19 protein-coding genes are annotated in these 25,451 nt (G+C 29.0%); 14 read left to right on the top strand and 5 right to left on the bottom strand.

Going from position 1 to position 25,451, the window contains the following annotated elements; all coding sequences use genetic code 11:
- Nucleotides 1–23 precede the first annotated feature (23 nt).
- The 13 genes from HBE96_RS24640 (at nt 24) to HBE96_RS24700 (ending at nt 17,617) form a co-directional block, all read left to right on the top strand.
- Nucleotides 24–974 (top strand): ROK family protein, encoded by a 951-nt coding sequence (locus HBE96_RS24640; protein WP_169300359.1) that lies wholly within the window; start codon nt 24–26, stop codon nt 972–974.
- A gap of 112 nt (nt 975–1,086) precedes the next feature.
- Nucleotides 1,087–2,070 (top strand): type I phosphomannose isomerase catalytic subunit, encoded by a 984-nt coding sequence (locus HBE96_RS24645; RefSeq protein WP_169300360.1) that lies wholly within the window; start codon nt 1,087–1,089, stop codon nt 2,068–2,070.
- A 698-nt stretch (nt 2,071–2,768) separates the two neighbouring features.
- Nucleotides 2,769–3,395, top strand: coding sequence for a TetR/AcrR family transcriptional regulator (locus tag HBE96_RS24650; protein WP_169300361.1), 627 nt, complete (start codon nt 2,769–2,771; stop codon nt 3,393–3,395).
- Between the two features lie 293 nt (nt 3,396–3,688).
- Entirely contained in the window at nt 3,689–6,775 is a 3,087-nt protein-coding gene (locus HBE96_RS24655; RefSeq protein WP_169300362.1) for an efflux RND transporter permease subunit, read from the top strand.
- Nucleotides 6,765–8,051 (top strand): efflux RND transporter periplasmic adaptor subunit, encoded by a 1,287-nt coding sequence (locus HBE96_RS24660; protein ID WP_169300363.1) that lies wholly within the window; start codon nt 6,765–6,767, stop codon nt 8,049–8,051. Before HBE96_RS24655 ends, HBE96_RS24660 begins: the two co-directional genes overlap by 11 nt.
- 188 nt (nt 8,052–8,239) lie before the next feature.
- Nucleotides 8,240–8,725, top strand: a complete 486-nt coding sequence (locus HBE96_RS24665; RefSeq protein ID WP_169300364.1) for a DUF6803 family protein — start codon at nt 8,240–8,242, stop codon at nt 8,723–8,725.
- A 538-nt stretch (nt 8,726–9,263) separates the two neighbouring features.
- Nucleotides 9,264–9,341, top strand: coding sequence for a K(+)-transporting ATPase subunit F (kdpF, locus tag HBE96_RS27025; protein ID WP_169300406.1), 78 nt, complete (start codon nt 9,264–9,266; stop codon nt 9,339–9,341).
- Nucleotides 9,342–9,371: 30 nt separating this feature from the next.
- Nucleotides 9,372–11,054 (top strand): potassium-transporting ATPase subunit KdpA, encoded by a 1,683-nt coding sequence (kdpA, locus tag HBE96_RS24675; RefSeq protein WP_169300365.1) that lies wholly within the window; start codon nt 9,372–9,374, stop codon nt 11,052–11,054.
- 78 nt (nt 11,055–11,132) lie between these two features.
- The gene (gene kdpB / locus HBE96_RS24680) at nt 11,133–13,193 is read left to right on the top strand and encodes a potassium-transporting ATPase subunit KdpB (RefSeq protein WP_169300366.1); all 2,061 of its coding nucleotides are present in this window, start codon (nt 11,133–11,135) and stop codon (nt 13,191–13,193) included.
- 30 nt (nt 13,194–13,223) lie between these two features.
- Nucleotides 13,224–13,862 (top strand): K(+)-transporting ATPase subunit C, encoded by a 639-nt coding sequence (locus tag HBE96_RS24685; RefSeq protein ID WP_169300367.1) that lies wholly within the window; start codon nt 13,224–13,226, stop codon nt 13,860–13,862.
- Between the two features lie 114 nt (nt 13,863–13,976).
- Nucleotides 13,977–15,785: an ATP-binding protein gene (locus HBE96_RS24690; protein WP_169300368.1), complete on the top strand. Its 1,809-nt coding sequence runs from the start codon at nt 13,977–13,979 to the stop codon at nt 15,783–15,785.
- A gap of 87 nt (nt 15,786–15,872) precedes the next feature.
- The gene (locus tag HBE96_RS24695; RefSeq protein WP_169300369.1) at nt 15,873–16,478 is read left to right on the top strand and encodes a response regulator; all 606 of its coding nucleotides are present in this window, start codon (nt 15,873–15,875) and stop codon (nt 16,476–16,478) included.
- 14 nt (nt 16,479–16,492) lie between these two features.
- Nucleotides 16,493–17,617: a universal stress protein gene (locus tag HBE96_RS24700; RefSeq protein WP_169300370.1), complete on the top strand. Its 1,125-nt coding sequence runs from the start codon at nt 16,493–16,495 to the stop codon at nt 17,615–17,617.
- A 163-nt stretch (nt 17,618–17,780) separates the two neighbouring features.
- Here the strand turns inward: HBE96_RS24700 and HBE96_RS24705 are convergent, their stop codons facing one another.
- Complete coding sequence (locus HBE96_RS24705; protein WP_169300371.1) at nt 17,781–18,134, bottom strand: hypothetical protein; 354 nt, start codon at nt 18,132–18,134, stop codon at nt 17,781–17,783.
- A 357-nt stretch (nt 18,135–18,491) separates the two neighbouring features.
- Here HBE96_RS24705 and HBE96_RS24710 point away from each other — a divergent pair, with 357 nt between their 5' ends.
- Nucleotides 18,492–18,773 (top strand): ArsR/SmtB family transcription factor, encoded by a 282-nt coding sequence (locus HBE96_RS24710; RefSeq protein WP_169300372.1) that lies wholly within the window; start codon nt 18,492–18,494, stop codon nt 18,771–18,773.
- A 32-nt stretch (nt 18,774–18,805) separates the two neighbouring features.
- Here HBE96_RS24710 and HBE96_RS24715 read toward each other — a convergent pair whose 3' ends face one another.
- From HBE96_RS24715 to glgA, 4 genes are all read right to left on the bottom strand, one after another.
- The gene (locus HBE96_RS24715; RefSeq protein WP_169300373.1) at nt 18,806–19,462 is read right to left on the bottom strand and encodes a superoxide dismutase; all 657 of its coding nucleotides are present in this window, start codon (nt 19,460–19,462) and stop codon (nt 18,806–18,808) included.
- A 123-nt stretch (nt 19,463–19,585) separates the two neighbouring features.
- A complete protein-coding gene (locus tag HBE96_RS24720; protein ID WP_169300374.1) occupies nt 19,586–21,535 on the bottom strand; it encodes a glycoside hydrolase family 13 protein in 1,950 nt (649 codons plus the stop codon).
- A 16-nt stretch (nt 21,536–21,551) separates the two neighbouring features.
- Complete coding sequence (locus tag HBE96_RS24725) at nt 21,552–23,996, bottom strand: glycogen/starch/alpha-glucan family phosphorylase (RefSeq protein WP_169300375.1); 2,445 nt, start codon at nt 23,994–23,996, stop codon at nt 21,552–21,554.
- Nucleotides 23,997–24,019: 23 nt separating this feature from the next.
- Nucleotides 24,020–25,450: a glycogen synthase GlgA gene (gene glgA / locus HBE96_RS24730; protein ID WP_342590227.1), complete on the bottom strand. Its 1,431-nt coding sequence runs from the start codon at nt 25,448–25,450 to the stop codon at nt 24,020–24,022.
- Nucleotide 25,451: the final 1 nt, after the last annotated feature.

The following is a 25,451-nucleotide window of genomic DNA, read 5'->3' on the forward strand; positions in this document are numbered from 1 at the left end:
ATTTTAAATTGGAGTGGATATATATGAAAAAAAAGTATGTAATAGCTGTAGATTTAGGAGGAACCAAAATTGCTTGCGCTCTTACTGATTTAGAAGGAAATATAATAAATGAAAACACTATTCCGACTAATGCTCAAGAAGGAGAACAGGAAGTTTTAAAAAGAATGTTTTTAGTAATAGAAAAAGTATTAGAAGATAGTAAAAAGAATTCTGATGAAATTAAAGCAATAGGAATAGGTTCACCAGGTCCATTAGATTCGGATAAAGGAATTATTTTAGATCCTCCTAATTTGCCTTTAAAAAATGTTGATATCGTTAAGTATATAGAAGATAGATTTAAAATAAAGACTTATTTGGAAAATGATGCAAATGCTGCAGCTATAGGAGAGTATTTGTTTGGTGCAGGTAAAGAAACAAGAAATATGGTATATATTACAGTTAGTACAGGCATTGGTGCAGGAGCTATTATAGATGGAAAAATATATAGAGGTGCTACTTGCAATGCATTAGAGTTAGGACATGTTACTATTCTACCAGATGGACCAAGATGTAACTGTGGCAATTTTGGATGTTTGGAAGTACTTGCATCAGGCACAGCAATTGCTAGAGAAGCTAATAAGAATTTGGCACATGGTATAGAAAGTTCATTAAATAATTACAAGAAGATTACTTCATATGAAGTTTTTAAGGAAGCTAGTTTAGGAGATAAAATGTCCCTTGAAGTTGTTAATAAAGCTTTAGGGTATCTTGGAATAGGCATTGCTAATGCTATAACTGCCTTTGATCCACAAAAGGTTATTATTGGTGGAGGAGTAGCTATGGCTGGTGATATGCTATTTGATAAAGTTAGGAAAGTAGTAAAAGAAAGATGCTTTAAGGTTTTAAATGAAAGCTGTGAGATTGTTCAAGCATCACTAAAAACAAAATCAGGAATAATTGGTGCAGCAGCAGTTGCCATTACCGAAAGCAAATAAAGGTAAACTTAAATTACTAGAAATTAAGGTAAGTGCAACTATTTGATAAAGTCTACATAAACTTTAGTTGTAATGTGTAAAGTAGATTATATATATGAAAGGAGAAAAATTAATGTATCCTATAAAGTTTGAAAATATTTATTTTGATAAAATATGGGGAGGTAGAGACTTAGAATTATTTAGAGATAATCTGCCAAAAGGAAGTATAGGGGAAAGTTGGGATGTGGCATGCCATTCACATGGTACATCTGTAGTTAAAAATGGAAAGTTTAAAGGTAAAAAGTTAGATGAGTTAATTGAGCTTACGGGTTCAAAACTAATTGGTACAAAAATAGTCAAAGAAACATTTCCACTCTTAATAAAACTTATAAATGCAAAGGATAAGTTATCTGTTCAAGTTCATCCGGAGGATAGATATGCAATGGAAACAGAAGGAGAAATGGGAAAAACTGAGGTATGGTATGTTGTAGAAGCTTTTCAGGGTGCTAATCTTGTAGTTGGAACAAAGGAAGGATGCACTAAGGAGCAGTTTAAAAAGGCTATAGAAGATGGAAAATTAGAAATGTATATGAATAAAATCCCTGTTAAAAAAGGAGATGTGTATTTTGTTAAAAGTGGTCTAATTCATGCTATTGGTGAAGGAGTAATTATAGCAGAAATACAGCAGAATAGTGATACTACCTATAGAGTATACGATTATAACAGAGGAAGAGAACTTCATGTTGAAAAAGCACTAGATGTGGTCAATTTAAATCTAAAAGGTACCAGAAGTATGGGAATTAAAGTTGAGATGAATGGGTACAACAAAATATATTATTGTGCCTGTGATAAGTTTTCATTAGAATTATATGATGTGAATGAATCTTTTTCAGAGAATAGCGATAACGAAAGATTCTATGTATTTACGTGTGTAGAAGGTAAAGGAAAAATTAAATATGATAATGGAACTGAAAGTATAGAAAAGGGAGAGAGTATCTTGATTCCTGCTTTTCTTGGAGAATATATGATTGAAGGAAATGTAAAATTATTAAAGAGCTATGTACCAGATATAGAAAAGTTAAAGAATCAAATATTTGAATATGTTGTAAAAAATTAAATGAAATTTTGGATTTAGCATTGATTCATAAATATGTTATTTTGTAAATTTACTTTTTATATTCTCTAAGTTAGAGGTGGTACTGTAATTTTTTCCTTCTGTTTCAATTGGAACAGAAGGCTTTTTTATTATATAGAAACTTTCTATTTTCGATCTAAAAAAGGTGTTCGAGAGAGTTTAAAAAAACTTATATGCAGCTTTAATTAAAAATATTAACAGGACTTAAAAGTAATAATAAGGTAAAATGTACTAAAGTATTTTTTAGAGGATAAGAAAATGAGCGTAATTAAAAAGATTTTTGGAGAACATTGAAATGAGTTTATCTTGAATTCGGCAAGTAATCCATATAAGAATTGATATAGCTATATTTTGGTATAAAAATTTTTCCATAGAGAAATTAAGTAGTATTAATAATTTGCAGATTTGCTTGCCAAATTGAAGTTCATAATATTATATTCCGATAAGATAAGAAAAAGTATATTTAGAGAAGTGAAAAAAATGCTTGAGTGTGGCTTTTCGATACAAAAAGTTATCTTAAAAGTAACAATTATGCTAATTAACTTTAAATGAAATGAGCTGCCGCATTAAAATTAAAGCAAAAGTTTTATTTTTAAGTAAAGTAAAAATATGTTGACGGTAGTAATATTTAGGATTACAATAACTTTATTGAACGCTCGATGAATAAAATGGAGGAGAATATGAATAGTAGAAAAAAAATGACCAGTAGAGAATTGCAAGCTATTGAAAGAAAACAACAATTGCTTAAAACATCTAAAAAATTGTTTGCACAAAATGGTTATTATAGTACATCTGTTCGATCTATTACTAAAAGTATAGGTATGGCTGATGGACTAATTTATTACTATTTTCCTAATGGTAAAATGCAAATACTAAAAAGTCTGTTTAAGGAAGGTAATGAAACTTTAGACAAGCATTTGTATGAAACACTAAAAGGGATAAAAGATGAAATGACACTAAGAGAAGCAATGATTTATTTAGGTAATAATTTCAAGGAAAACTATAGAAAAGATGATGAGTTTGCATCTATTATTTTTCGTGAAAAAGATTTATTAGAGAATGATGATGTTAATTTTCTTTCACAAATTTTTAAGAAACAGATTAACATATTAGCAGACTTTTTCAGAAAAAGAGCTGAAAAAGGGGAAATGAAAAAATTAGATTTTGAAATGGTAGCATATCAATTTATAAGCACTATTATAACTTTAGTTATACTGGAGTATATGGGAATTTATGATATATGTAAACAAAATGATGTTGATGAAATAGAAAAAGTAGTAGATTTCATGTTGAATTTGTGGGTGTGATAAAGAATTTAACTAAGTATCAGCAAATTAAATATATGACAAAAGTCATAGTGATTTTTATAACAAAAGTAACTATAATTAAGACAGCTTGTAGACTAATATATTCATGTAAATATGACTAAATTATACAAAGTAGCAAAAGTTAGAAATATAAAATGATTAATTTAGGGCTATGTATTATGGATGTTAATAGTGGATTTACGGAGGTGGTTATGTAAAAGTTTTTTAACTGAGTAGTATTTAAATTTAGACATACTAAAAATTATAGTAAAGATTGTTAATGGAGGTAAGGCATGAGTGTAACTGAAATATCAGTAAAAAGACCAACTGCAGTGTGGATGGCTGTAGTATTAATACTTGCATTAGGTGTATTTGGTTATAAAAGCATGGGATCAAGCTTATTACCAGATATGAATATGCCTATTTTATCAATAATGACAACATATAATGGTGCAAGTGCTGAAGATATAAAGAAAGATATAGTTAAGCCCATAGAGGATTCAGTATCAGGAATAAGCGGCGTTGATACTATTAGTTCCACTTCCCAAGAAGGAAGCGGTTCTGTTATGATAAAATTTAAGTCAAGTGCTAATATGAATACTGCATACCTAGATGTGCAGAAGGCTATGGACAATGCATCCAGACAGCTTCCTAAAGATGCTAGCAAACCTACTATATTTAAAATGGATACTAATGCTATTCCAATTCTAGTGGTTTCATTAAATGGAAATGCTAATTCTGATGAATTGTATAATGAAGGAGATACGTTAAAGCAAAAATTAGAAAAGGTACCTGGTGTAGGACAGGTTAGTATAATGGGCGCACAAAAGAAAGAGTTGGTTATAAGGATTGATAAAACTGCTATGGAGTATTATGGAGTGAGCACTAACACTATATCTAGTAAAATTCAAGCAGCTAATACTACAGTACCAGCAGGACAAATTAAGCAGGATAATATGAATCAGTCAGTTAGAGTTATTGGACAATTTAATAATATAGATTCTGTAAAAAATATGTTAATTCCTACAACAGGTGGTGGAACTGTACGTCTTGGTGATATTGCTAAAGTAAGCTTGGAAGCACCTGAAGATACATCAATAATGAGGTATAAGGGAAAGAAAACTTTAGCAGTTGTAATTAGCAAGCAAAGTGATGCTAATGTAGTAGAAGTAGCAGATACTGTAAAAAAAGAATTACAATCAATGAAAAAAGATATTCCAAGTGGAATTAATATGGATATTGCAATGGATACTACTACTTTTATTACTTCTTCATTGGTTCAAATAAAGCACAATCTTATTGAAGGAATTATAACTACTGCAATAGTACTTTACTTATTCTTCCGTAGTTTACGTTCTTCTTTAGTTGTTTTAGTTGCAATACCTACATCACTTATAGCTACTTTCTTTATGATGTATGAATTGCATTTTTCAATGAATATGCTGTCTATGATGGGATTATCTCTTGTTGTAGGTACTCTGGTGGATGACTCTATAGTTGTAATAGAAAATATACAGAGGCATTTTGATATGGGAAAACCTCCTATAGAGGCAGCTATTGGTGGTCGTAAAGAAGTAGGACTAGCAGCTATAGCAATAAGTTTTTGTGACATGGTTGTATTTGCACCTATTTCACTTATGTCTGGACAAATAGGTCAGATGTTTAAGGAATTTGGTTTAACTATAGTTGTAGCTACAATATTTTCACTTATAGTATCCTTTACAGTAACTCCAATGTTGTCAGCACGTTTACTTAAAAAGAGAGAAGAAAGTAGTAAAGAAAAAAGTGGATTATTTACTAAATCAATAGAAATTTATAGAGGTTTAATTATAAAATCATTACATCATAGATGGAAAGTTATAATTGCTTTTGTTATAGGATTGATATTTAGTGTGGCCCTTATTCCAATGGGATTAGTAAAATTGGAAAATATGCCAAAGTATGACCAAAGTGAATTTACTATTGATATAAAACTATCAGCTGGAGCTACATTAAAGCAAACAGATGAAAAAGTAGCACAGGTAGAAAATTATTTAAATGGATTAAAGGAAGTAAAAAGTTACTATTCATCAATTGGAGCAAGTGGACGAAATTCTCAAGCAGCATCAGGACAAATTACAGTTAACTTAGTTCCAAAGGATAAGCGTAAAAAAAGCCAAAGTCAGCTTGTAAGTCAAGTTCGTGATTTTGGAAGTAAAAATTTGACTGGAGTAGACTTTAATGTATCAGAATCAGAGGGTGGTTCAAGTGGTGCTAGTAAGCCAATTTCTATTGAGATAAAAGGTAGTAATTCAGATACTATAAAGGAATTGTCAAAAGAGGTTGAAGATATAATAAAGAAGGTTCCAGGTGTTATAGATATTGGAAGTTCGGCTGAGCAAACAGATAATGAAATTAAGGTAAATATAGATAATCTTGCTGCTTCTCAATATGGTCTTTCTACTACAGATATAGGAAGTACTATTAGAGTAGCATTAGCAGGCAGCAGTGCAGGAACATATAGAGCAAATGATAATGAAAATGACATAACTCTTAAGTTTATGGATGGACAAATAAAAAGTGTTGAAGATATAAAAAATATGAAAATAGCTAATCAATCAGGTCAGCAAATAGCAGTAAGTCAAGTTGCTACTGTTGAGAAAGCAGATACTAAACAATCAATATCAAGGGAAGATAAACAAGACATAGTTACTGTTAGTGCTAACATTGCTCAAGGAAAATCCTTAGGAGAAGTATCAAAGGCTATTGACAGTAAAATAAAGGCTACTACAATACCTTCAGGTTATACTGTAAGCTTTGGTGGAGAGCGAAAAAGCATGGATGACTCATTTTCGTCTCTTGGAAAGGCATTGGCAGCTTCAATAGCCCTTGTTTATATGATATTAGTAGTACTTTATCAATCATACTTGACTCCAGCTATAAGAATGTTATCTTTGCCTTCAGCTATGATGGGAGCGCTTATTGCACTTGCACTAACGGGGCAAAGTATAAATACAATGTCATTCATTGGTATAATCATGCTTGAAGGATTATCATCTAAAAATGGTACACTGCTTATAGATTATACTAATACTCTTATGGATAGAGGAATGAGCTTAAGAGAGGCTCTTGTAGAATCAGCAATTACCAGATTGAGACCTATAGTAATGACTACATCTACAATAATAGTTTCAATGCTTCCAGTTGCATTATCTCTTGGAGAAGGTGCTGAATTGAAAAAGAGTATGGGCATAGTAATAATAGGTGGTATGCTTATGTCAACGGTACTTACCCTTTTTGTAATACCAGTAGTTTACACATTAATGGAAGATTTTAAAAACTTTATTTTCAGAAAAAGAAAATCTAAGAATGTAGGGGGTAGAGGACAGTATGAAGTTTAAAGGTATTAAATTTAACGCTGCTAAGTTAAAAAGCTTACTAAAGAAAAGAAATATAATAATACTTGTAGTTTTGATAGTTGTTGTAGCAATAGGTTCCCGTTTCCTAGGTAAAGGTAATAAAAAAGTAGAAATAAAGCAGAATGTTAAGAACGTAAAAACAGAAAAAATAAAAGTTAGTTCAATATCTTCTGATGTACAGTATGCATCGGCTTTAAAACCTACAAAACAGGTAGAGGTTTTGCCAAAGAGCAGTGGTAAAGTTGCCAGTGTAAATGTTAATGTTGGAGATAAGGTTACAGCTGGGCAAACATTATTCACATTGGATACTTCAGAGCTTAGAGCTACTCTTCAGCAACAGCAGGCAATGGTAGATTCTGCAAATGCTAAGTTTCAACAAACAGGTGGTTCAAACTATCAAAAGCAATTAGCAAGCTATGAACAAGATCTTAAAGGTAAACAAATAAAGTATAATGCAGCACAGAGAGATTATGAAAATTATCAGAAATTGTACAATGCAGGTGCTGCATCAAAAAATGATTTCGATCAGAAAGCGGATGTATACCATACTGCTGACACGGATCTACAAACAGCACAGCAAAATTTGAATTTGTTCGAGAATCAAATAGGAACTGAAGATACTAGAGTTGCAGCAGCTGCTGTTACACAAGCCCAAGCAGGTGTGAGCACAGCACAAATACAAATAAACAATGCTACAGTTACAGCACCAATTTCAGGAGTTGTATCGGTAAAAAATGTTGAAGTAGGTCAAATTGCAGGTGGACAATCTGGTTCAGTTACTATCATAGATTCAAGCAGTTTAAATGCAGAAATAAATGTTCCAGACAAAATAGTTGAAAAAATCCAAGTAGGACAATCAGTTCCTGTAATAATAACCGCATTAGACGATAAAAAGTTAACAGGTACAATAGATAATATAAGTCCTAATACTAATTCAAAAGATAATTCTTATACTGTGAAAGTTAAAATTGATAATGCAAGTGGTGAATTAAAAGCTGGTATGTTTACTAAAGTATCATTACAGGCTGAAAATAAGAGCAATGTATTAATTGTTCCAAATCAAGCCGTAAAGGTAGAAAATGGTGTAAATTACATTTATGAAGTTAAAAATGGAAAGATAAAAAAGACAGCTGTCACTACTGGAATTTCAAATGATAAATCAATTGAAGTATTAGGTAATGTAAAATCAGATGATGATATAATTACAGAAGGCCAAAGTTTGTTAAGTGATGGTGAAAAAGTTAATATAGTCAAGTAAGGTTTTAACTTTTAAGTAAAGAGAAGAGTTAAGTATAGTAAATTGGGGCTGTTTATAGCAATTTTTAAGTTGCTATAAACAGCTTCTTTTTAAATATCATATTTAAAATTGGTGTGTAGTTTCTTTATAATATCTTCATAAAAAAATGTTATTATTACCTCAAACAAATAACAGGAGGTAATTAAATTATGAATATGACACATTATATGTCTCTTTTGGCAGATAATCAGCCATGGAATCTTATAATATTTATGGCAATACCAGTTATAATGGCGGAAACTCTTACAATTACAGAATTTTTTATTGTGTTCAATAGGTTGAAAAGTGGTGGAATTAGAACTTTAAATAAAGTTGTAGGTATTTTTGATGGATTCTATTTTACAGGAATTTTTATATATTTACTTATGAATGCAGTAATACCTTTAACTCAAAGTTCTGGATGGCATACTTGGGTAGATGTTGTAGCAGTAGGTTTTTATTTAAGTGGAGTTCTATTCCTTCTTCCAATAGCATTTATGGAACTTGGAATTCTATTTAGGGGAAAAACTGATGAAGAAAGAATGAAAATTCATTTTATTTTAGTGAGTGGATTTTTAGTGGTTGCTCATGTGGCAATGATATTTGGTATGGTGAACCCTGAAATAGTAGGAAGTATGTCAAATATGAAGATGTAATAGGAATAATTAAGTTAACCATGATTTAGATAAAATATAATGTTATATAATTATGTAATAAGGAAAGCTATATTTTGTTATGATTAATAATCATTGAAAATATAGCTTTTTTATTATACAGAAATTTACTAAGTTTTGTGAGTGCATATTAAAATATGACTAAATTTTTGCATTATTGCAGTATTTTTTGAGGCTTATTCATTTTTAACAATGCCCTAAAATGGAAAAAAATAAAGAGTATGATATGAAAAGTAACATTAATTTATATAGACAACCTCTAACGATAGCAAGAAATTTTCTCATGAAAGTATGTAAGGTTTTAGTTTTTCATATTATGGATATATAATTTATCTATCATATTTGAAGAGAGGATATGACACATCACAAATAAGAGCATAGTTAGAAGGGGGAAAGCAAATGCTAGATTTAATATTTTTGATAGTACTTTTTGGATCACTGTGGGTATTAGCATTATTTATAAAGCTATGTGAAATTCAAATTGAAAAATAAAAAAGAGTAGTATAGGAGGAATAAAATTATGTTGGCTTTAATTGTAATAATAGTTCTACTTTTTGTTTATTTGTGTTATGCACTTTTTAATCCAGAAAAATTTTAAAATTGTTAAATAAAGGAGGCAACTATAAAAATGGATATTTTGCAAATAATAATACCTTTAATCATATTTATATTACTTATAATTCCTGTTGGTAAGTATTTATATTATGTAAGTACAGGAGAAAAAAATTGGGGAGATAAATTGTTTAATCCTATAGATGATTTTATATTTAAGGTATGTAAAATAGATAAGAAAGAAGAAATGAATTGGAAGCAATATGTATTATCAATAGTAGTAGTGAATGGAGTTATGCTTATTATTACTTATATAATACTAAGAATTCAATTCATTCATGTTTTAAATCCAAATAAAATAGCCAATATGGAACAATCACTTACATTTAATACCGTTATAAGCTTTATGACAAATACAAATCTTCAAGATTATAGTGGTGAATCAGGATTATCTTATTTAAGCCAAATGATTGTAATCATTTTTTTCATGTTTACTTCTGGAGCTACCGGTATATCAGCAGCATTGGCATTTATGAGAGGATTAATTGGAAAGAAAAAGACAATGGGAAATTTTTTTGTGGATATAGTAAGAATTACTACAAGAGTATTACTTCCATTAGCGGTGATTGTTACTTTACTTCTAGTTTCACAAGGAGTTCCTCAAACCTTATCAGCTAATCATACAGTAACTACAATAGAAGGAAAATTTCAAGATATAGCTGTAGGTCCTGTAGCATCACTTGAATCTATAAAACATTTAGGAACTAATGGAGGAGGGTTCTTTGGAGCAAATTCATCACATCCATTTGAAAATCCAACGCCCATATCAAATTTAATAGAAATGTTATCAATGATGTTATTGCCAGGTGCCATTGTTTACGCTTTTGGTTTAATGTTAAAAAATAGAAAACAAGCATGGTCAATATTTTCTGCAATGGGAATACTTTTCCTTATAGGTTTACCAATTTGTTATTTTGCAGAAAAAGCAGGAAATCCTATGTTTGTTCATTTGGGTTTAAATAACATAATCGGAAATATGGAAGGTAAAGAACTTAGATTTGGAATTCCGGGTTCTACGCTATTTACTGCAGTAACTACAGCCTTTACTACAGGTTCAGTAAATAATATGCATGATTGCTTAATGCCACTTGGTGGTGCAGTACCTTTAGTTAATATGATGCTTAATGTTGTATTTGGAGGAGAAGGCGTAGGACTTATGAATATGATTATGTACGCAATACTTACTGTTTTCTTGTGTGGATTAATGGTTGGTAGAACACCAGAATTTTTAACAAAAAAATTAGAAGGAAAAGAAATTAAATTAGTAGCACTAGCAATTATAATACATCCACTTTTGATATTAATGTTCTCAGCAATAGCGTTAATTTCATCACAAGGATTAGCAGGAATATCAAATCCAGGTTTTCATGGTTTAACTCAAATAGTTTATCAATTTACTTCTTCTGCTGCTAATAATGGGTCAGGCTTTGAAGGTATGGCAGATAATACTATGTTTTGGAATACAACTACAGGTATAGTAATGTTTTTAGGTAGATATTTGTCAATTATAATATTGCTTGCAGTAGCAGGTTCATTAGCCTCCAAGAAAGCTGTACCAGTAACTTATGGAACTTTTAGAACAGATAATGCAATGTTCACAATTACATTAGTTTCTATAGTTTTAATAATAGGTGCGTTAACTTTCTTTCCAGCAATTGCACTGGGACCTATTGCGGAACATTTAACGTTGTTTAAATAGAAATAATTAAATTAAGTATAGAAGCAAAATCTTTGAGGCAGAAGTAAAAATAGAGAAAACTAAAAAGGAGCATTTTATATGAGTAAGGAAAGAAAAAATAAACTTATTACTAAAGAAATAATGAATCAAGCTGTATTAGATTCTTTTATAAAGTTAAATCCTAAATATATGATTAAAAATCCTGTTATGTTTATAGTTGAAATAGGCTTTGTTATATCATTATTTCTTACCCTGTTTCCTAATATATTTGGGGACAAGGGTGTTGGTTTAAGAACTTACAATTTAATTGTATCTGTAATTTTATTTATAACAGTTTTATTTGCCAATTTTGCAGAAGCTGTAGCAGAAGGAAGGGGGAAAGCTCAAGCAGAAAGTTTAAAGAAAACTCGTAAAGATACATCAGCAAAACTTTTAGATAGGAATGGAAATTTCAGGGTAGTTAGTGCTAATGAATTAAAAAAAGGAGATATTGTCCTTGTTGAAACAGGAGATTTAATTCCTAATGATGGTGAAGTTATAGAAGGTATAGCATCCGTAGATGAATCAGCTATAACTGGTGAATCAGCACCAGTTGTTAAAGAGTCAGGTGGAGATTTTGCATCTGTTACAGGTGGAACTAAGGTAGTTAGTGATTGGCTAAAAATAGAAATAACAGTTACTCCAGGACAATCTTTTCTTGATAAAATGATTGCTTTAGTTGAAGGAGCATCAAGACAAAAAACACCCAACGAAATAGCTTTGAACACAGTCCTTGTAAGTTTAACACTAATATTTTTGATAGTTATTGTTACATTGTATCCTATAGCTGTTTATTCAGGGGTTACTATTAGAATTTCAACATTAATAGCGCTACTCGTATGTCTTATACCTACTACTATAGGAGGATTGTTATCTGCCATTGGAATAGCTGGTATGGATAGAGTTACTAGATTTAATGTTATAGCAATGTCAGGTAAAGCTGTTGAAGCTTGTGGTGATGTTAATACAATGATACTTGATAAAACAGGTACTATAACTTATGGTAATAGATTAGCAGCTGAGTTTATTAAAGCAAAGGGTGCTGATCAAAAAGAATTGATAAATTATGCTGTGATATGTTCTTTAAAAGATGATACTCCAGAAGGAAAGTCTATAGTTGATTTAGGTGAAAAGTTAGGATCCGTAGTAAACATTGAGGAATATAAAGATTTAGAATTTGTAGAGTTTACTGCACAAACAAGGATGAGTGGAGTTAATCTTAAAGATGGAAGAAAAATAAGAAAAGGTGCTCAGGATGCTATAAAAAAGTTTGTACTTAATGCAGGTGGAAAAATTCCAGAGGATTTAGATGAAAGCCTGACTAGAGTGTCAAAAGAAGGTGGTACTCCATTAGTAGTATGTGTAGATAATAAAATATATGGAGTTATATACCTTAAAGATACTGTAAAACCTGGAATGGTGGAAAGATTTGAAAGACTTAGAGAAATAGGAATAAAGACTATAATGTGTACAGGAGACAATCCGCTCACTGCAGCAACTATTGCAAAGGAAGCAGGTGTTGATGACTTTGTAGCTGAATGTAAGCCAGAAGATAAAATAGAAGTAATTAGAAAGGAACAGGAAGAAGGAAAATTAGTAGCAATGACTGGAGATGGTACAAATGATGCTCCAGCCCTTGCTAAGGCAGATGTAGGTTTAGCCATGAATAGTGGAACTACTGCTGCAAAAGAAGCAGCAAATATGGTAGATTTAGATTCAGATCCAACAAAAATACTTGAAGTTGTTGAGATTGGTAAGCAATTACTTATTACTAGGGGAGCTTTAACTACTTTTAGTATAGCAAATGATGTTGCTAAGTATTTTGCTATAATTCCGGCTATATTTACTGTAGCAATTCCACAAATGCAAGCTATAAATATTATGAGGTTATCGACACCATCAAGTGCTATACTTTCAGCATTAATATTTAATGCTATTATAATACCATTATTAATTCCTATAGCTATGAAAGGTGTAAAATACAAACCTATGAAGTCAGAAATGCTTTTACTTAGAAATATGTTAGTATTTGGACTTGGAGGCATAGTAGTTCCTTTTGTGGGCATAAAAGCTATAGACTTAATTATAACTCCAATTTTGCAAGTATTAAGTTTGGGTTAATGACTTTGTTTAGTAAAGGAGAATAAAGTAATGAAAATGTTAAAAAGATCAGTAATTCTTACAGTAGTTTTAATGGTATTATGTGGAATTATATATCCATTAGCTATGACAGGAATAAGCCAAATTGTTTTTAATAAAAAAGCTAATGGAAGTATGATAGTTGTTAATGGTAAGGAAGTAGGATCAGAACTTATAGGACAAAATTTTACAGATACAAGATTTTTTAGAGGAAGAGTATCTTCAGTAAATTATAATACTTATACTGAAGCAGATACAAAGCCAGATAAAAATGGAAAAATTAATTATAGTGGAGTAGGGTCAGGAGCTCAAAATTTAGCGCCTTCCAATAAGGCATTAGAAGATAGAGTAAAGAAAGATATAGAGGATTTTTTGAAAGCTAATCCTAAAGTAAAGAAAGAAGATATACCAGTAGATTTAATAACTAGTTCAGGTTCAGGATTAGATCCAGATATATCAGAACAATCAGCAAGAATACAAATTGATTCAATTTCAAAAGCTACTAATATACCATCTAGCGATTTAGAGAAAATAATAGTAAAATATACTAAAGGTAGATCATTAGGATTATTTGGAGAACCTAGAGTAAATGTACTTTTAGCTAATTTAGAAATTTCCAATATTCTTAAACACAATGGAAAACTACAATAAAAGTAAAATCTAATAACTGTTAAATCATAGGCACTTTGAGCAAATTGCAACGGAATTTGCTCAAAGTGTCAATTCATAAGAGGGGGCGTTTTTATAAAAACATTAAAAAGCAAAATGACTTATATATATTGTTTTTTGATATTTATCATAGCTATGGTAGGTATTATTTCTAGTTTTAATGTATATAAGTTAGAAAAATCAATTGAAGGTTTAATGACAGATAACTACAAAAGTATAGCTGCTGCTAATAATATGAACCAGTCTATACAATTACAAGATAAAGCAATACTACAATATATTCAATTTCAAAAAAAAAGTGCTGTAGATTTGTTTTATAAAAATAATGATGAATTTTATAGCTGCTTTAATATAGAAAAAAATAATATAACTGAAGCTGGAGAAAAGGAAAGTGTTACAAAAATTAATGCTGATTATATTGATTTTGTAAAAGTATTTTCTAATCTTCAGGAGTATCAAAGCAGTCATAATAGTAGTGAAACCATGGAATTTTATAATACAACGGTTACTTTAAAAGTTAATAAGTTAGAAAATGATCTAAAGGATTTATCAATGCTTAATGAAAAAGCAATGTTTAATGGTAAAAATAAAGTAAAAGTTAATGCTAAAATATCTTTATATATAATATTAATTGTATCTGCAATTTTATCATTTTTAGGATTAATTGTATCAATTATATGTACCAATAAGTCACTAAAGCCTATATATCTTTTAACTGAAACTATAAAATCTGTTAAAGAAGGAGAGCTTAATAAGCAGGCTCCTATTGTTTATGATGATGAAATTGGTATGTTGTCTAGGGAATTTAATGATATGACCAAAAGACTTCATGAGTTTGAGCAAAGCACAAAAGGAAATTTGTTAACAGAAAAATATAAATCTGTGGCAATAGTAAAAAGTATATCTGATCCATTAATAGTATTAGATGAAAGTTATAAAATTACATTAATAAATCACTGTTGTGAAGATTTTTTTCAGATAAAGGAAGAAGATGTTTGTAATAAACATTTTTTAGAATCTATAAGAAATGGAGAATTATATGATTACATTTTTTATGTTATTAATAACAATGCAATAGATAATGAAAAGGTAATAAGTATTAATATAAAAGATAAAATTTATTATTTTAATACTATAGTAACAGCAGTAAGAAATAAATCAGGAAAAATAAATAGTGTGGTAGTACTTTTGAAAAATATTACTGAATTTAAAAATCTTGAAAATATAAGAACAGACTTTATTGCTACTATATCTCATGAATTAAAAACACCTCTTACTTCAATTATGATGGGAACAGGTCTTTTACTTGATAAAAATATTGGAATATTAAATGATAAACAGAAAAAACTTTTAGATACTATAAAAGAAGAAGTTCAGAAGCTTACAGACCTTGTTGGTAATCTTCTTAAATTATCACGAATCCAATCTGATAGAGCTATATTTGATATAAAACCTTCCTTTATAAATGAAATTATAAATAACAGTATGAGTAATTTTTATGAGCAAGCAGAAAGATGTAAAGTTAAACTCTGTAATGTTGTGCATGAAAGTTTGCCAAAAGTAAATGTAGATGAAGAAAAAATAACCTGGGTATTGAATAATTTGCTGTCAAACGCATTAAAATATACAAGTTCAGGAGATGAAATAACTATAGGGGCTTATATAGAGGATAAAACAATGAAGATTTATGTTAAGGATACAGGGAAAGGAATACCAGAAGAATATACAAAAAAAATATTTGAGAAGTTTGTAAAGTCTAATAGATATGTTTCGGAATTAGCGAGTACAGGGTTAGGACTATACATAGCAAAGGGAATAGTAGAGGCTCACAAAGGAACTATTTGGTGTGAGAGTAAAATAGGTGAAGGTAGTACCTTTACTTTTACACTGCCACTTGAAGAATAATGTGTTAGGGTATCTTCAGAAAAATATAGGAGGTATTTTTGACTTACTATTTCTGTGAAAATATATAAATTAATGGGGGAATTAAGTATGAAAAAGGTTCTAATAGTAGATGATACAAAAAATATAAGGGTACTTTTAACTACCTGTCTTGAGTTAAGAGAATATGAGGTAATTACTGCAGATAGCGGTAAAGAAGCTTTAAATATTATAAAAAATAAAAAAAGCAATATTGATTTAATTTTCTTAGATATTAGAATGCCAGAAATGAATGGCACTGAGGTATTAAAAGATATTAGAAATATGGGAATGGAGTGTCCTGTTATTATTATGACTGCTTTTGCTACAGTAAAAAATGCAATAGATTGTACTAAACTTGGAGCTGTTGCTTATCTTCAAAAGCCATTTTCTCCAGAGAGAGTAAATTCAGTTTTAGATGAAATATTTAATGTAAACAATGAAAATTATTTTATAGAAAATAAAGATGAAAATGTTTTAGTTGAAAAAGCAAAAGTATTAATTGAAAAATGTAGTTTTGTACAAGCTGAAAATAATTTAAAGAATGCACTGGCAATTAATCCTTATAATAAAGAAATATATTTTTTAATTGGTAAAGTTAATGAAAATATTAATAATAAAAAAGAAGCAAAGAGATTTTATGCTATAGCTGAGCTTTTTGAAAAAGAGAATAGTTAGGAGATAATGTCAATATGAAAAATAAACCGTCTAAAAAAGATTTAGATGAAATGGAGAAAACAAAAAAAGGAAGGCTTAAAATATATATTGGTGCAGCGCCAGGAGTAGGTAAAACTTATCAAATGCTCAGAGATGCAAATGAATTTAGAATAAACAATACAGATATTGTTATTGGTTTGATTGAGACCTATGGGAGAAAAGGAACTATCGAACAAATTAGTGAGTTAGAGATGATTCCTTTAAAGGAAATAAAATATAAAAGTGTAATATTGAAAGAACTTGATCTAGAAGAAATAATAAAAAGAAAACCAAAGATTGTTGTTGTGGATGAATTGGCACATACTAATGTAAGTACTTGCAAAAATCAGAAACGTTATGAGGATGTGCTTGAAATTTTAAGTAATGGAATAGACGTAATGACAGCGGTTAATATTCAACATATAGAAAGTTTGAATGATCATGTAGCTAGAATGACAGGAGTAAAGGTTAGAGAAACAATACCAGATAAAATTTTGGATATTGCTGATGAAATAGAAGTTATAGATATTTCACCAGATGCTCTTAGAGAGAGACTAAAAGATGGGAAAATATATTCAAAAGATAAAATTGAAACTTCTCTTCATAATTTTTTTCGTCTTGGTAATTTAACTGCTCTTAGAGAATTGGCTTTAAGAGAGGTAGCAAATGAGGTAGACGAAAGACTTACTATTTATAAAAACGAAAAGAAAGTAGATGGATTAGTAGGAGCAAATGAAAAGATTTTGGTGTGTGTTAGTCTCAATTTTAATGCTGAATATCTTATAAGAAGGGGGTATAGAATAGCTAAAATGCTTAAAGCTAAGCTTTATGTTTTATATATAAATAATAAATGTGAAACACAAGAACAGCAGGGGTTAGAAAAGTTACAGAAAATAGTAGTATTATGTAACAAATTAGATGCTAAATTTAAAGTAGAAAAATCCCAAAATGTTGCAGATACTATTATTAAATACGGAAAAGATTATGGTATTACGCAGATAGTAATAGGACAATCTGCACGTACTAGATTGCATGAAATTATGAAAGGATCTATTGTAAGAAAGATAATGAGAGGAAGTAAATATATAGATATATTAGTAGTGGCAGATCCTGAACGTTAACTTTGTTATGCATTTAGTAAACTGGGATGGTAATATTTCCTATCCCAGTTAAATGTACATATAAGTGAATTAAAAGGACATTTTCAAATAAAAATCAATCAAAGAGTCATATAGAGTATTGGCTTATTGATTAATTATTTTTGAAGATGTCTTATTTGTTATACTACGATTTCTTAAATTTTATATATGAAGAATTATTAGGGTTAGAGAAAATAATAACTGATCCATATACTTGTCCTGATGAAAGGTTGAAAGCCATAGCACTTAAGTTTTTATCATTAAATAATAAATTTATATGGTTATTGGAAATAGTATATTTTCCTGTAATACTATTTTCTGTTTTACCTAAAGTGGTATGTAGTACAAATAAATTATTGGATTTTAATACTAATGTTTGGTTTGTACTATTCTGGCATGTATATTTTCCTGAATAAAAATTCAAATTAGGATCAAGGATGTGACATGTCAAAATGATTACTGAAACAAGTAATATAAATATAATTATCTTTTTCTTCATAACTTTAGCCTCCACTAAATAAATTGAAAAGCACACTATATTAATACATAGTTAATATTTGTTATTTGATGATTTAATTATATTACTCTGTAATATAAAAATAAAATTATAGTAAAGTCACTATAAAACATTATTAGTATTATAAAAATTCATTGGATTAAATAAACTATATATAATATAAAGTATCTTAATATTACAAAGGTATAGACAGTTAATGATAGATTGACAGGAGCTTATATGAAATATACTGAAATAATGTTATTGACATTAACATTACTGAATTTTAATATATAAATATAATGATTGATAAATACAACCATGTATAATAATAAAGCTTAATGATGGAGGTAAAAATAGATGGATAAAGATTTTTCAAAATACAATGAATCAGCAGAATTATTGAAGGTACTAGCACATCCTGTTAGATTGTGTATAGTTAGAGGATTATTAGAAAACGGAGGGTGTAATGTTAGTCATATGCAGGATTGTTTAGACATTCCTCAATCTACTATATCTCAACATTTACAAAGACTTAGATCAGCAGGGATTGTGGAAGGAAATAGAAATGGTCTAGAAATTTATTACACTGTTTCAAATGAAAAGGTAATTAGAATAATAAAAGAACTATTTGATAATTAAAAAAGAAAGTGGTACAAAAAATGTACCACTTTTTAAATGTACCATCTAGGGCATATAGAATTATTGTCAAAGCATCTAAGGTTATTCAATGTAGATTTCATTAAATAGTATTTTTGAAGTCGTTCATTTACTATCTTCCAGTTTATGTTTTCTATAAATACTTGAATATATTTTTTTCTATTCGTTTGGAAATCTATAAAATAAGCATGTTCATATACATCCATGACAAGTAGAGGATAGCAGTTCCACAAGGCTCCAATATCATGAGCATCAGAACCTATTATATGAAGTCTATTATCTATAGGATCTATGACTAGAATAGCCCAGCCTCTCATGGAGAGACCTACATTTGTTAAATACTCCTTGAAATTTTCAAAGCTTTTAAAATCTCTCATTATCAAATTAAGTATTTCACCATAGGGTTTTTTTAAACTATTGCATATATTTTCAAAATATAGTTGGTGAAGAATAATTCCATCTAAAGCATAAGTTTCTCCTAATTTAAGGCTTCTCATATTGCTATAAGTTGAATTACCTTCACCGTAGCTTCTAACATCTACAGGGAAATTCCACAGTTCATTTAATTTCTTTACATATCCAGAATATAGTTTATAATGCTGTATTAATTGATCCTTAGTAATACCTTTTACAGTAGAAAAATTAAAATTCATAGGTTCTAATTTAAACAATGAAAAAATCTCCTTAAAATTTCTTACTTAATTTGCATACTATATTACTATGCAAAATGAATATATTGCGGCACAATTTTTTTAGAAGGAATTCACTATGAAAATTTTTTCTGGATTTCTTCATTAAAGTTCATTAATATAAGTAGCAATGTAGAGTTTAGCATCTAAAGGTTTAATATAAAAATTTAGTTCACCATTTGTAATTTCTACTTTATCATGTTTATCTAAAAAGTTAGTTAAACAACTATAATTGAAATTGGTTAGATTGATTTTAATATTGTAGGTTTCAGTAGGACTTTTATTTACTAGTATGAGGCACAAAGAATTTTTACAAGGAGTGCTAAATTCATCTACGTTATTATCTATATAACGAAGATAACCATATACACTGTCATAAAAGTATAGCTGGTTCCATTTTCCTGTTCTTAAGGCATTGTTATCATTTCTTATATGGATTAAGTTTTTATACCAATTTAAAATTTCTTTATTTTCAAATCCCCAGGGGTAGGTGGCTCTATTATCAGGATCTTTATCTCCTTCAAGCCCTGTTTCATCTCCGTAATATAAAAGGGGAACTCCTGGAAATGTAAATTGAATTAATGTTACTATTTTTAATAACTTAAAACATATATCATCTAAATTATTATAAGAATTTATCATGAAATTATTATTAGCAATTTTTTTAAGTAATGTGTAAATTCTTTCAACATCATGACTTCCTATAAGATTAACTAGGGAGTAAAAATTATGATGGGGGTAATTTTCGTATAAACTCATAAATTTATTGTGTAGAGTTTCAGCATTTATTTTATTCCATAGAAAATTTAAAAGATTATCTCTCATTAAATAGTTAGTTACAGAATCTAGTTCCTTACCTAAAAAATATTGTCTTCTTTTACTATAACTTATTTTATTTGAAGCATCTTCCCAAACTTCACCTATAACCACGGAATCTGAATCTGTACTGGTACTTACTTTCTTTAATTCTTTTATGAATTCATCAGGAAGTTCATCTGCTACATCCAGTCTCCAGCCTTTTATTCCAGTCTTTATCCAATGATTTATAACGCTGTCTTCATCTTTTATAATGTAATTCAAATAGCTTTCATTTAGCTCATTAACATTAGGTAAATCCGATACTCCCCACCAGCAGTCATATTCATTTGGATAGTTCCTGAAGTTATACCATGAGTGATATTTACTATTTTTTGATTGATATGCACCTAAGGAATCATAGTTGTTATATTTATTAAAATATATACTGTCAGAACCTGTATGGCTAAAAACACCATCAAGAATTATATTTATATTCCTTGAAGAAGCTTCTTTTATAAGAAGCTTAAATAAGCTTTCATCGCCAAACATACTATCTATTTTTTTATAATTTGCAGTATCATATTTATGATTGCTGCGTGCTTCAAAGATTGGGTTTAAATAAATAACGTTTATACCTAAGTCTTTTAAATAATCCAGCTTTTTAAGAACACCTTTTAAGTTTCCTCCATAAAAATCCCATCTTAATATTTCATTGGTTTCAGGGTTTCGTATATACATAGGTTTATCAGACCAATTACCGTATATAAAGGTATTTTTTTTGGGATTTAATATGGATTTATCATCATTACCATTAAAAAATCTATCTACAAATATTTGATAAATTACTGAATTTTTAAACCAGTTAGGTGTAGTATATCCTTTTTCAAAAACTGTAATTTGATAAGGAAAAGGAGAACTTTCATAAAGATTTCCTTTTCCACCTGTTATAAAAGGAGTATTTCCACAATAAATGATTTTGTTATTTATTAATACCTCAAAATAATAGAAAAGTAAATCAGGATTTTTCGGAGTTTTTAAGTTGAAATTAAAAATAAACTTATCATTTTCTTTAAATTCCAAATTCATAGGATAATAATTTTTATTGTAATCATCAAATAATACTAATTTAACATCATTAATATAAAAATTTGTATTTATCTCAATTCTAAGGAGAATATCCTTATCACATTCAACGGCACCAAAAGGACATCTGAAAAAAGAATCCCAGGAATTGTGCAAAATTGAAATTGAGTTCATTTAGTGTTCCTCCAATTTAATCAAGTGATTGATTTTTAAAATTGATTTTTTTAATATTCCATATTTCATCAGCATATTTTGCTACTGTATTATCACTAGAGAAAATACCTGAATTGGCTATATTTATTATACTCATTTTCATCCATTTTTCTTTATCCATATAAAGCCTATTTATTTTGTTTTGAGCATCTACATAGGCATCAAAGTCCTTTAATACAAAGTATTCATCATTGTTAAATAGAAGACTATTATATATATCATTAAATTCGTAATTAGATACATTTAAAAATCCATTTGTAAGTTGAGTTAAAATTTTATTAACCCTAGCATCATTATTAAATATGTCTCTAGAATGATAGTTTTTATTTTTATAAAATTCAATTACCTCATGAGCGGTTAAACCAAATATTACAATGTTATCATCACCAACTATTTCTTTTATTTCTACATTTGCTCCATCTAAGGTTGCTATAGTAACAGCACCATTCATCATAAATTTCATGTTTCCTGTACCAGAAGCTTCCTTGGAAGCTGTTGAAATTTGTTCGCTTACGTCTGTACAAGGAATAATATTTTCAGCTAGGGTAACACCGTAATTTTCAAGGAAAAGTACCTTGAGTTTATCCCTTATGCTATGATCATTATTTATTTTGTCTGCCACACTGTTTATTAATTTTATAACTTGTTTTGCTAGATAGTATCCTGGTGAAGCTTTGGCAGCAAAGATAAAGGTTCTTGGAACAATATCTAAATTTGGATTTTCTCTTAATCTATTATATAAATCTAAAATATTTAGTACATTTAAAGTTTGCCTTTTATAAGCATGAAGTCTTTTGGCTTGAACATCAAATATAGAATCTGGATTAACGTTTATATTATATTTACTTTTAATGTAGTTTGATAAATTTATTTTATTTTCTTTTTTTATATTTGCAAATTTCTCTTGAACAGAGATATCATAAGCAACGGCTTCTAATTTTTTTAATTCTAGAGGATGTTTAACCCAATCTGTGCCTATGGTTTCATTAATTAAATTAGCAAGTTTAGGATTTGACTCAATAAGCCATCTTCTATGGGTTATACCATTAGTTTTATTATTAAATTTTTCAGGATAAAAATCATAAAAGCTTTTTAACTCTTGATTTTTTAATATTTCTGTATGGAGTTTTGCAACACCATTTACCGAATGACTTCCTACAATAGAAAGATAAGCCATTCGTATATTGTTATCATATATTATAGACATTTCGTTTACTTTATCCCAATTGCCATTATATTCATCAAAAACTTCCCCACAAAATCTTCTATTTATTTCTTCTATAATCATATAAATTCTTGGAAGAAGTTTTTTAAACATATCTACAGGCCATTTTTCTAAAGCTTCAGCTAGGATAGTATGATTAGTATAAGCCATAACATTAGTAGTAATTTTCCAGGCTTCTTCCCAGGACATTGACTTCTCATCAACCAAAAGTCTCATTAATTCTGCAATAGCAACAGATGGATGAGTATCATTTATGTGTACTGATATATATTGATCCAGTTTATTTAAAGGTAATTTCATTTTTTCATATCTTCTTAATATACTTTGAAGCCCTGCACTTACAAAAAAGTACTGTTGTTTTAGCCTTAAAATTTTTCCTTTTTCATTTGAATCATCAGGATATAGTACTTGAGTAATGGATTCAACAGAATATTTATATTCCGCAGCTTTTAAATAATCTCCATTATTGAAAGAAGAAAAATCAAAATCTTCATCAACAGTTTCGGCATTCCAAAGTCTCAAATTATTTACAATATTGTTATCATAACCAACTATGGATATATCATAGGGTACTGCAAGAATAGGCTCGTAATTTTTGTGTATTACCTTAAGTTCGTCATCTTCCTTAATAAGCTCTACATCTCCACCAAATTTAACTATAACAGATTTATAAGGCTTTCTTGTTTCCCATACATAACCTTCTTTAAGCCAATTGTCTGGCACTTCAACCTGATAACCATTTATAATTTTTTGTTCAAATAATCCATATTTATATCTTATGCCACAACCATGACCTGGAATTCCAATAGATGCCATTGAGTCTAAAAAGCAAGCAGCTAATCTTCCAAGACCGCCGTTTCCAAGACCAGCATCCATTTCAACCGATAACACCTCATTAAAATCTATACCAAGCTCTGTTAGGGCTTCTTCACAGACGTTTTTTATACCAAGATTAATTAGATTGCTTTCAAGAAGCTTTCCTATTAGAAATTCCATTGAAAAATAATAAACTTGTTTTTGTTTATGGTTTAAATAATATTTATTTGTTTTCATTAAATTTTCTGAAATATAGTCTTTTACCAAACTACCTAGAGCTGTAAAATAATGATATTTGTTAAGTTCAATTATATCCTCTGCAAATAAACTCGTTAATTTTTGCTTAAATGCATGCTTTAAGAATTCCTTATCTAAAACCACTTTTAATCACCTCGTGTAAATTACTATGAAAATGTTTTGTATAAATCTATATAGGCTTTTGCAGAATTTTCCCAACTGTTATTTTGAAGCATAGCTGTTTTTATAAGTTTATTCCAGGCTTCTTTATTATTATATATTTCTAAAGCATATTTTATTATATTTAACATTTCATGAGCATTGTAGTTTTTAAAGGAAAAACCATTACCTTCTTCTGTATATTCATTATAAGGAATTATTGTGTCTTTAAGGCCTCCTGTTTCTCTAACTATTGGAATACATCCATATCTTAGAGAAATCAACTGACTTATACCGCATGGTTCAAAAAGGGAAGGCATAAGAAACATATCAGAACCTGCATATATTTCTTGAGCTAAAGAATTATCAAACTTTATATTAGATGAAAGTTTTGAAGGATATATATTAGAAAAATACTGAAAAACATCTTCAAAATCCTCATCACCCGTACCTAATATTACTAGTTGAATATTCATAGAAAGTAATTCTTCAATGGCTGAAGCTACTAAATCTAACCCTTTTTGTCTAACAAGCCTCGATATTATAGCAATCACTGGAATATTTTTGCTTTCAGGAAGTTTCAATGTTTTTTGAAGCTTTAATTTATCCTTTACTTTATTATAAATAGTAGATGAATTATATTTATAATATATGTGTTCATCTGTATTAGGATTAAAGAGTTCATAATCTATTCCATTTACAATGCCATAAAGTTTACTGCTTTTGCTGCGCAGCAATCCATCTAAATTTTCACCATAGAAGGGAGTTTTTATTTCTTCAGCATAAGATTTGCTTACAGTAGTTATTATATCTGAAAAATTAATACCAGCTTTCATAAAGGAAATTCCATTATAATATTTAACTGCATCCTCACTAAAATATTCTTCTCCAAGAGAAAGCAAATCACTTAAATTTTCCTTGCCAAAAATTCCTTGATACTTTAAATTGTGAATTGAAAAGATAGTTTTTGTATTAATAAATTCATTGTTTTTTTTGTAATGTTCATTTAACAAAACTGGAATCATTCCAGTTTGCCAATCATTGCAATGTATTATATCTGGAATGAAATCATCCATGTATTTCATAGACTCTAAAACAGCTCTGCAAAAATATGAAAATCTTTCACCATCATCAAAAAATCCATAAAGATTGCATCTTTGAAAATAGTATTCATTGTCTATAAAATAAAATGGAACTTCATTAAACTCGTAATATGCCAGCCCACAGTAACTATTTCTCCAGCCAACAGGTACAGTAAAATCACTTTTATGCATCATTTTTGATTTGAAATTTTGAGATATATTCGAATAATTGGGAATTATAACTCTAGCATCAATTCCTAATTTTCTTAGTGTTTTAGGAAGTGAATAGGATACATCACCAAGACCTCCTGTTTTTATAAAAGGATAAGCTTCTGCTGCTGCAAATAAAACTTTTATC

Source organism: Clostridium muellerianum, from assembly GCF_012926525.1.
Lineage (GTDB): Bacteria > Bacillota > Clostridia > Clostridiales > Clostridiaceae > Clostridium_AM > Clostridium_AM muellerianum.

Coding starts and splice junctions, on each gene's coding strand:
- HBE96_RS24665 (WP_169300364.1), top strand. CDS start 8,240: ATGAATATGACACATTATATGTCTCTTTTGGCAGATAATCAGCCATGG.
- HBE96_RS24655 (WP_169300362.1), top strand. CDS start 3,689: ATGAGTGTAACTGAAATATCAGTAAAAAGACCAACTGCAGTGTGGATG.
- HBE96_RS24700 (WP_169300370.1), top strand. CDS start 16,493: ATGAAAAATAAACCGTCTAAAAAAGATTTAGATGAAATGGAGAAAACA.
- kdpB (WP_169300366.1), top strand. CDS start 11,133: ATGAGTAAGGAAAGAAAAAATAAACTTATTACTAAAGAAATAATGAAT.
- HBE96_RS24685 (WP_169300367.1), top strand. CDS start 13,224: ATGAAAATGTTAAAAAGATCAGTAATTCTTACAGTAGTTTTAATGGTA.
- HBE96_RS24640 (WP_169300359.1), top strand. CDS start 24: ATGAAAAAAAAGTATGTAATAGCTGTAGATTTAGGAGGAACCAAAATT.
- HBE96_RS24690 (WP_169300368.1), top strand. CDS start 13,977: ATGACTTATATATATTGTTTTTTGATATTTATCATAGCTATGGTAGGT.
- HBE96_RS24645 (WP_169300360.1), top strand. CDS start 1,087: ATGTATCCTATAAAGTTTGAAAATATTTATTTTGATAAAATATGGGGA.
- HBE96_RS24650 (WP_169300361.1), top strand. CDS start 2,769: ATGAATAGTAGAAAAAAAATGACCAGTAGAGAATTGCAAGCTATTGAA.
- kdpF (WP_169300406.1), top strand. CDS start 9,264: ATGTTGGCTTTAATTGTAATAATAGTTCTACTTTTTGTTTATTTGTGT.
- HBE96_RS24660 (WP_169300363.1), top strand. CDS start 6,765: ATGAAGTTTAAAGGTATTAAATTTAACGCTGCTAAGTTAAAAAGCTTA.
- kdpA (WP_169300365.1), top strand. CDS start 9,372: ATGGATATTTTGCAAATAATAATACCTTTAATCATATTTATATTACTT.
- HBE96_RS24710 (WP_169300372.1), top strand. CDS start 18,492: ATGGATAAAGATTTTTCAAAATACAATGAATCAGCAGAATTATTGAAG.
- HBE96_RS24695 (WP_169300369.1), top strand. CDS start 15,873: ATGAAAAAGGTTCTAATAGTAGATGATACAAAAAATATAAGGGTACTT.
- HBE96_RS24720 (WP_169300374.1), bottom strand. CDS start 21,535: ATGAACTCAATTTCAATTTTGCACAATTCCTGGGATTCTTTTTTCAGA.
- HBE96_RS24705 (WP_169300371.1), bottom strand. CDS start 18,134: ATGAAGAAAAAGATAATTATATTTATATTACTTGTTTCAGTAATCATT.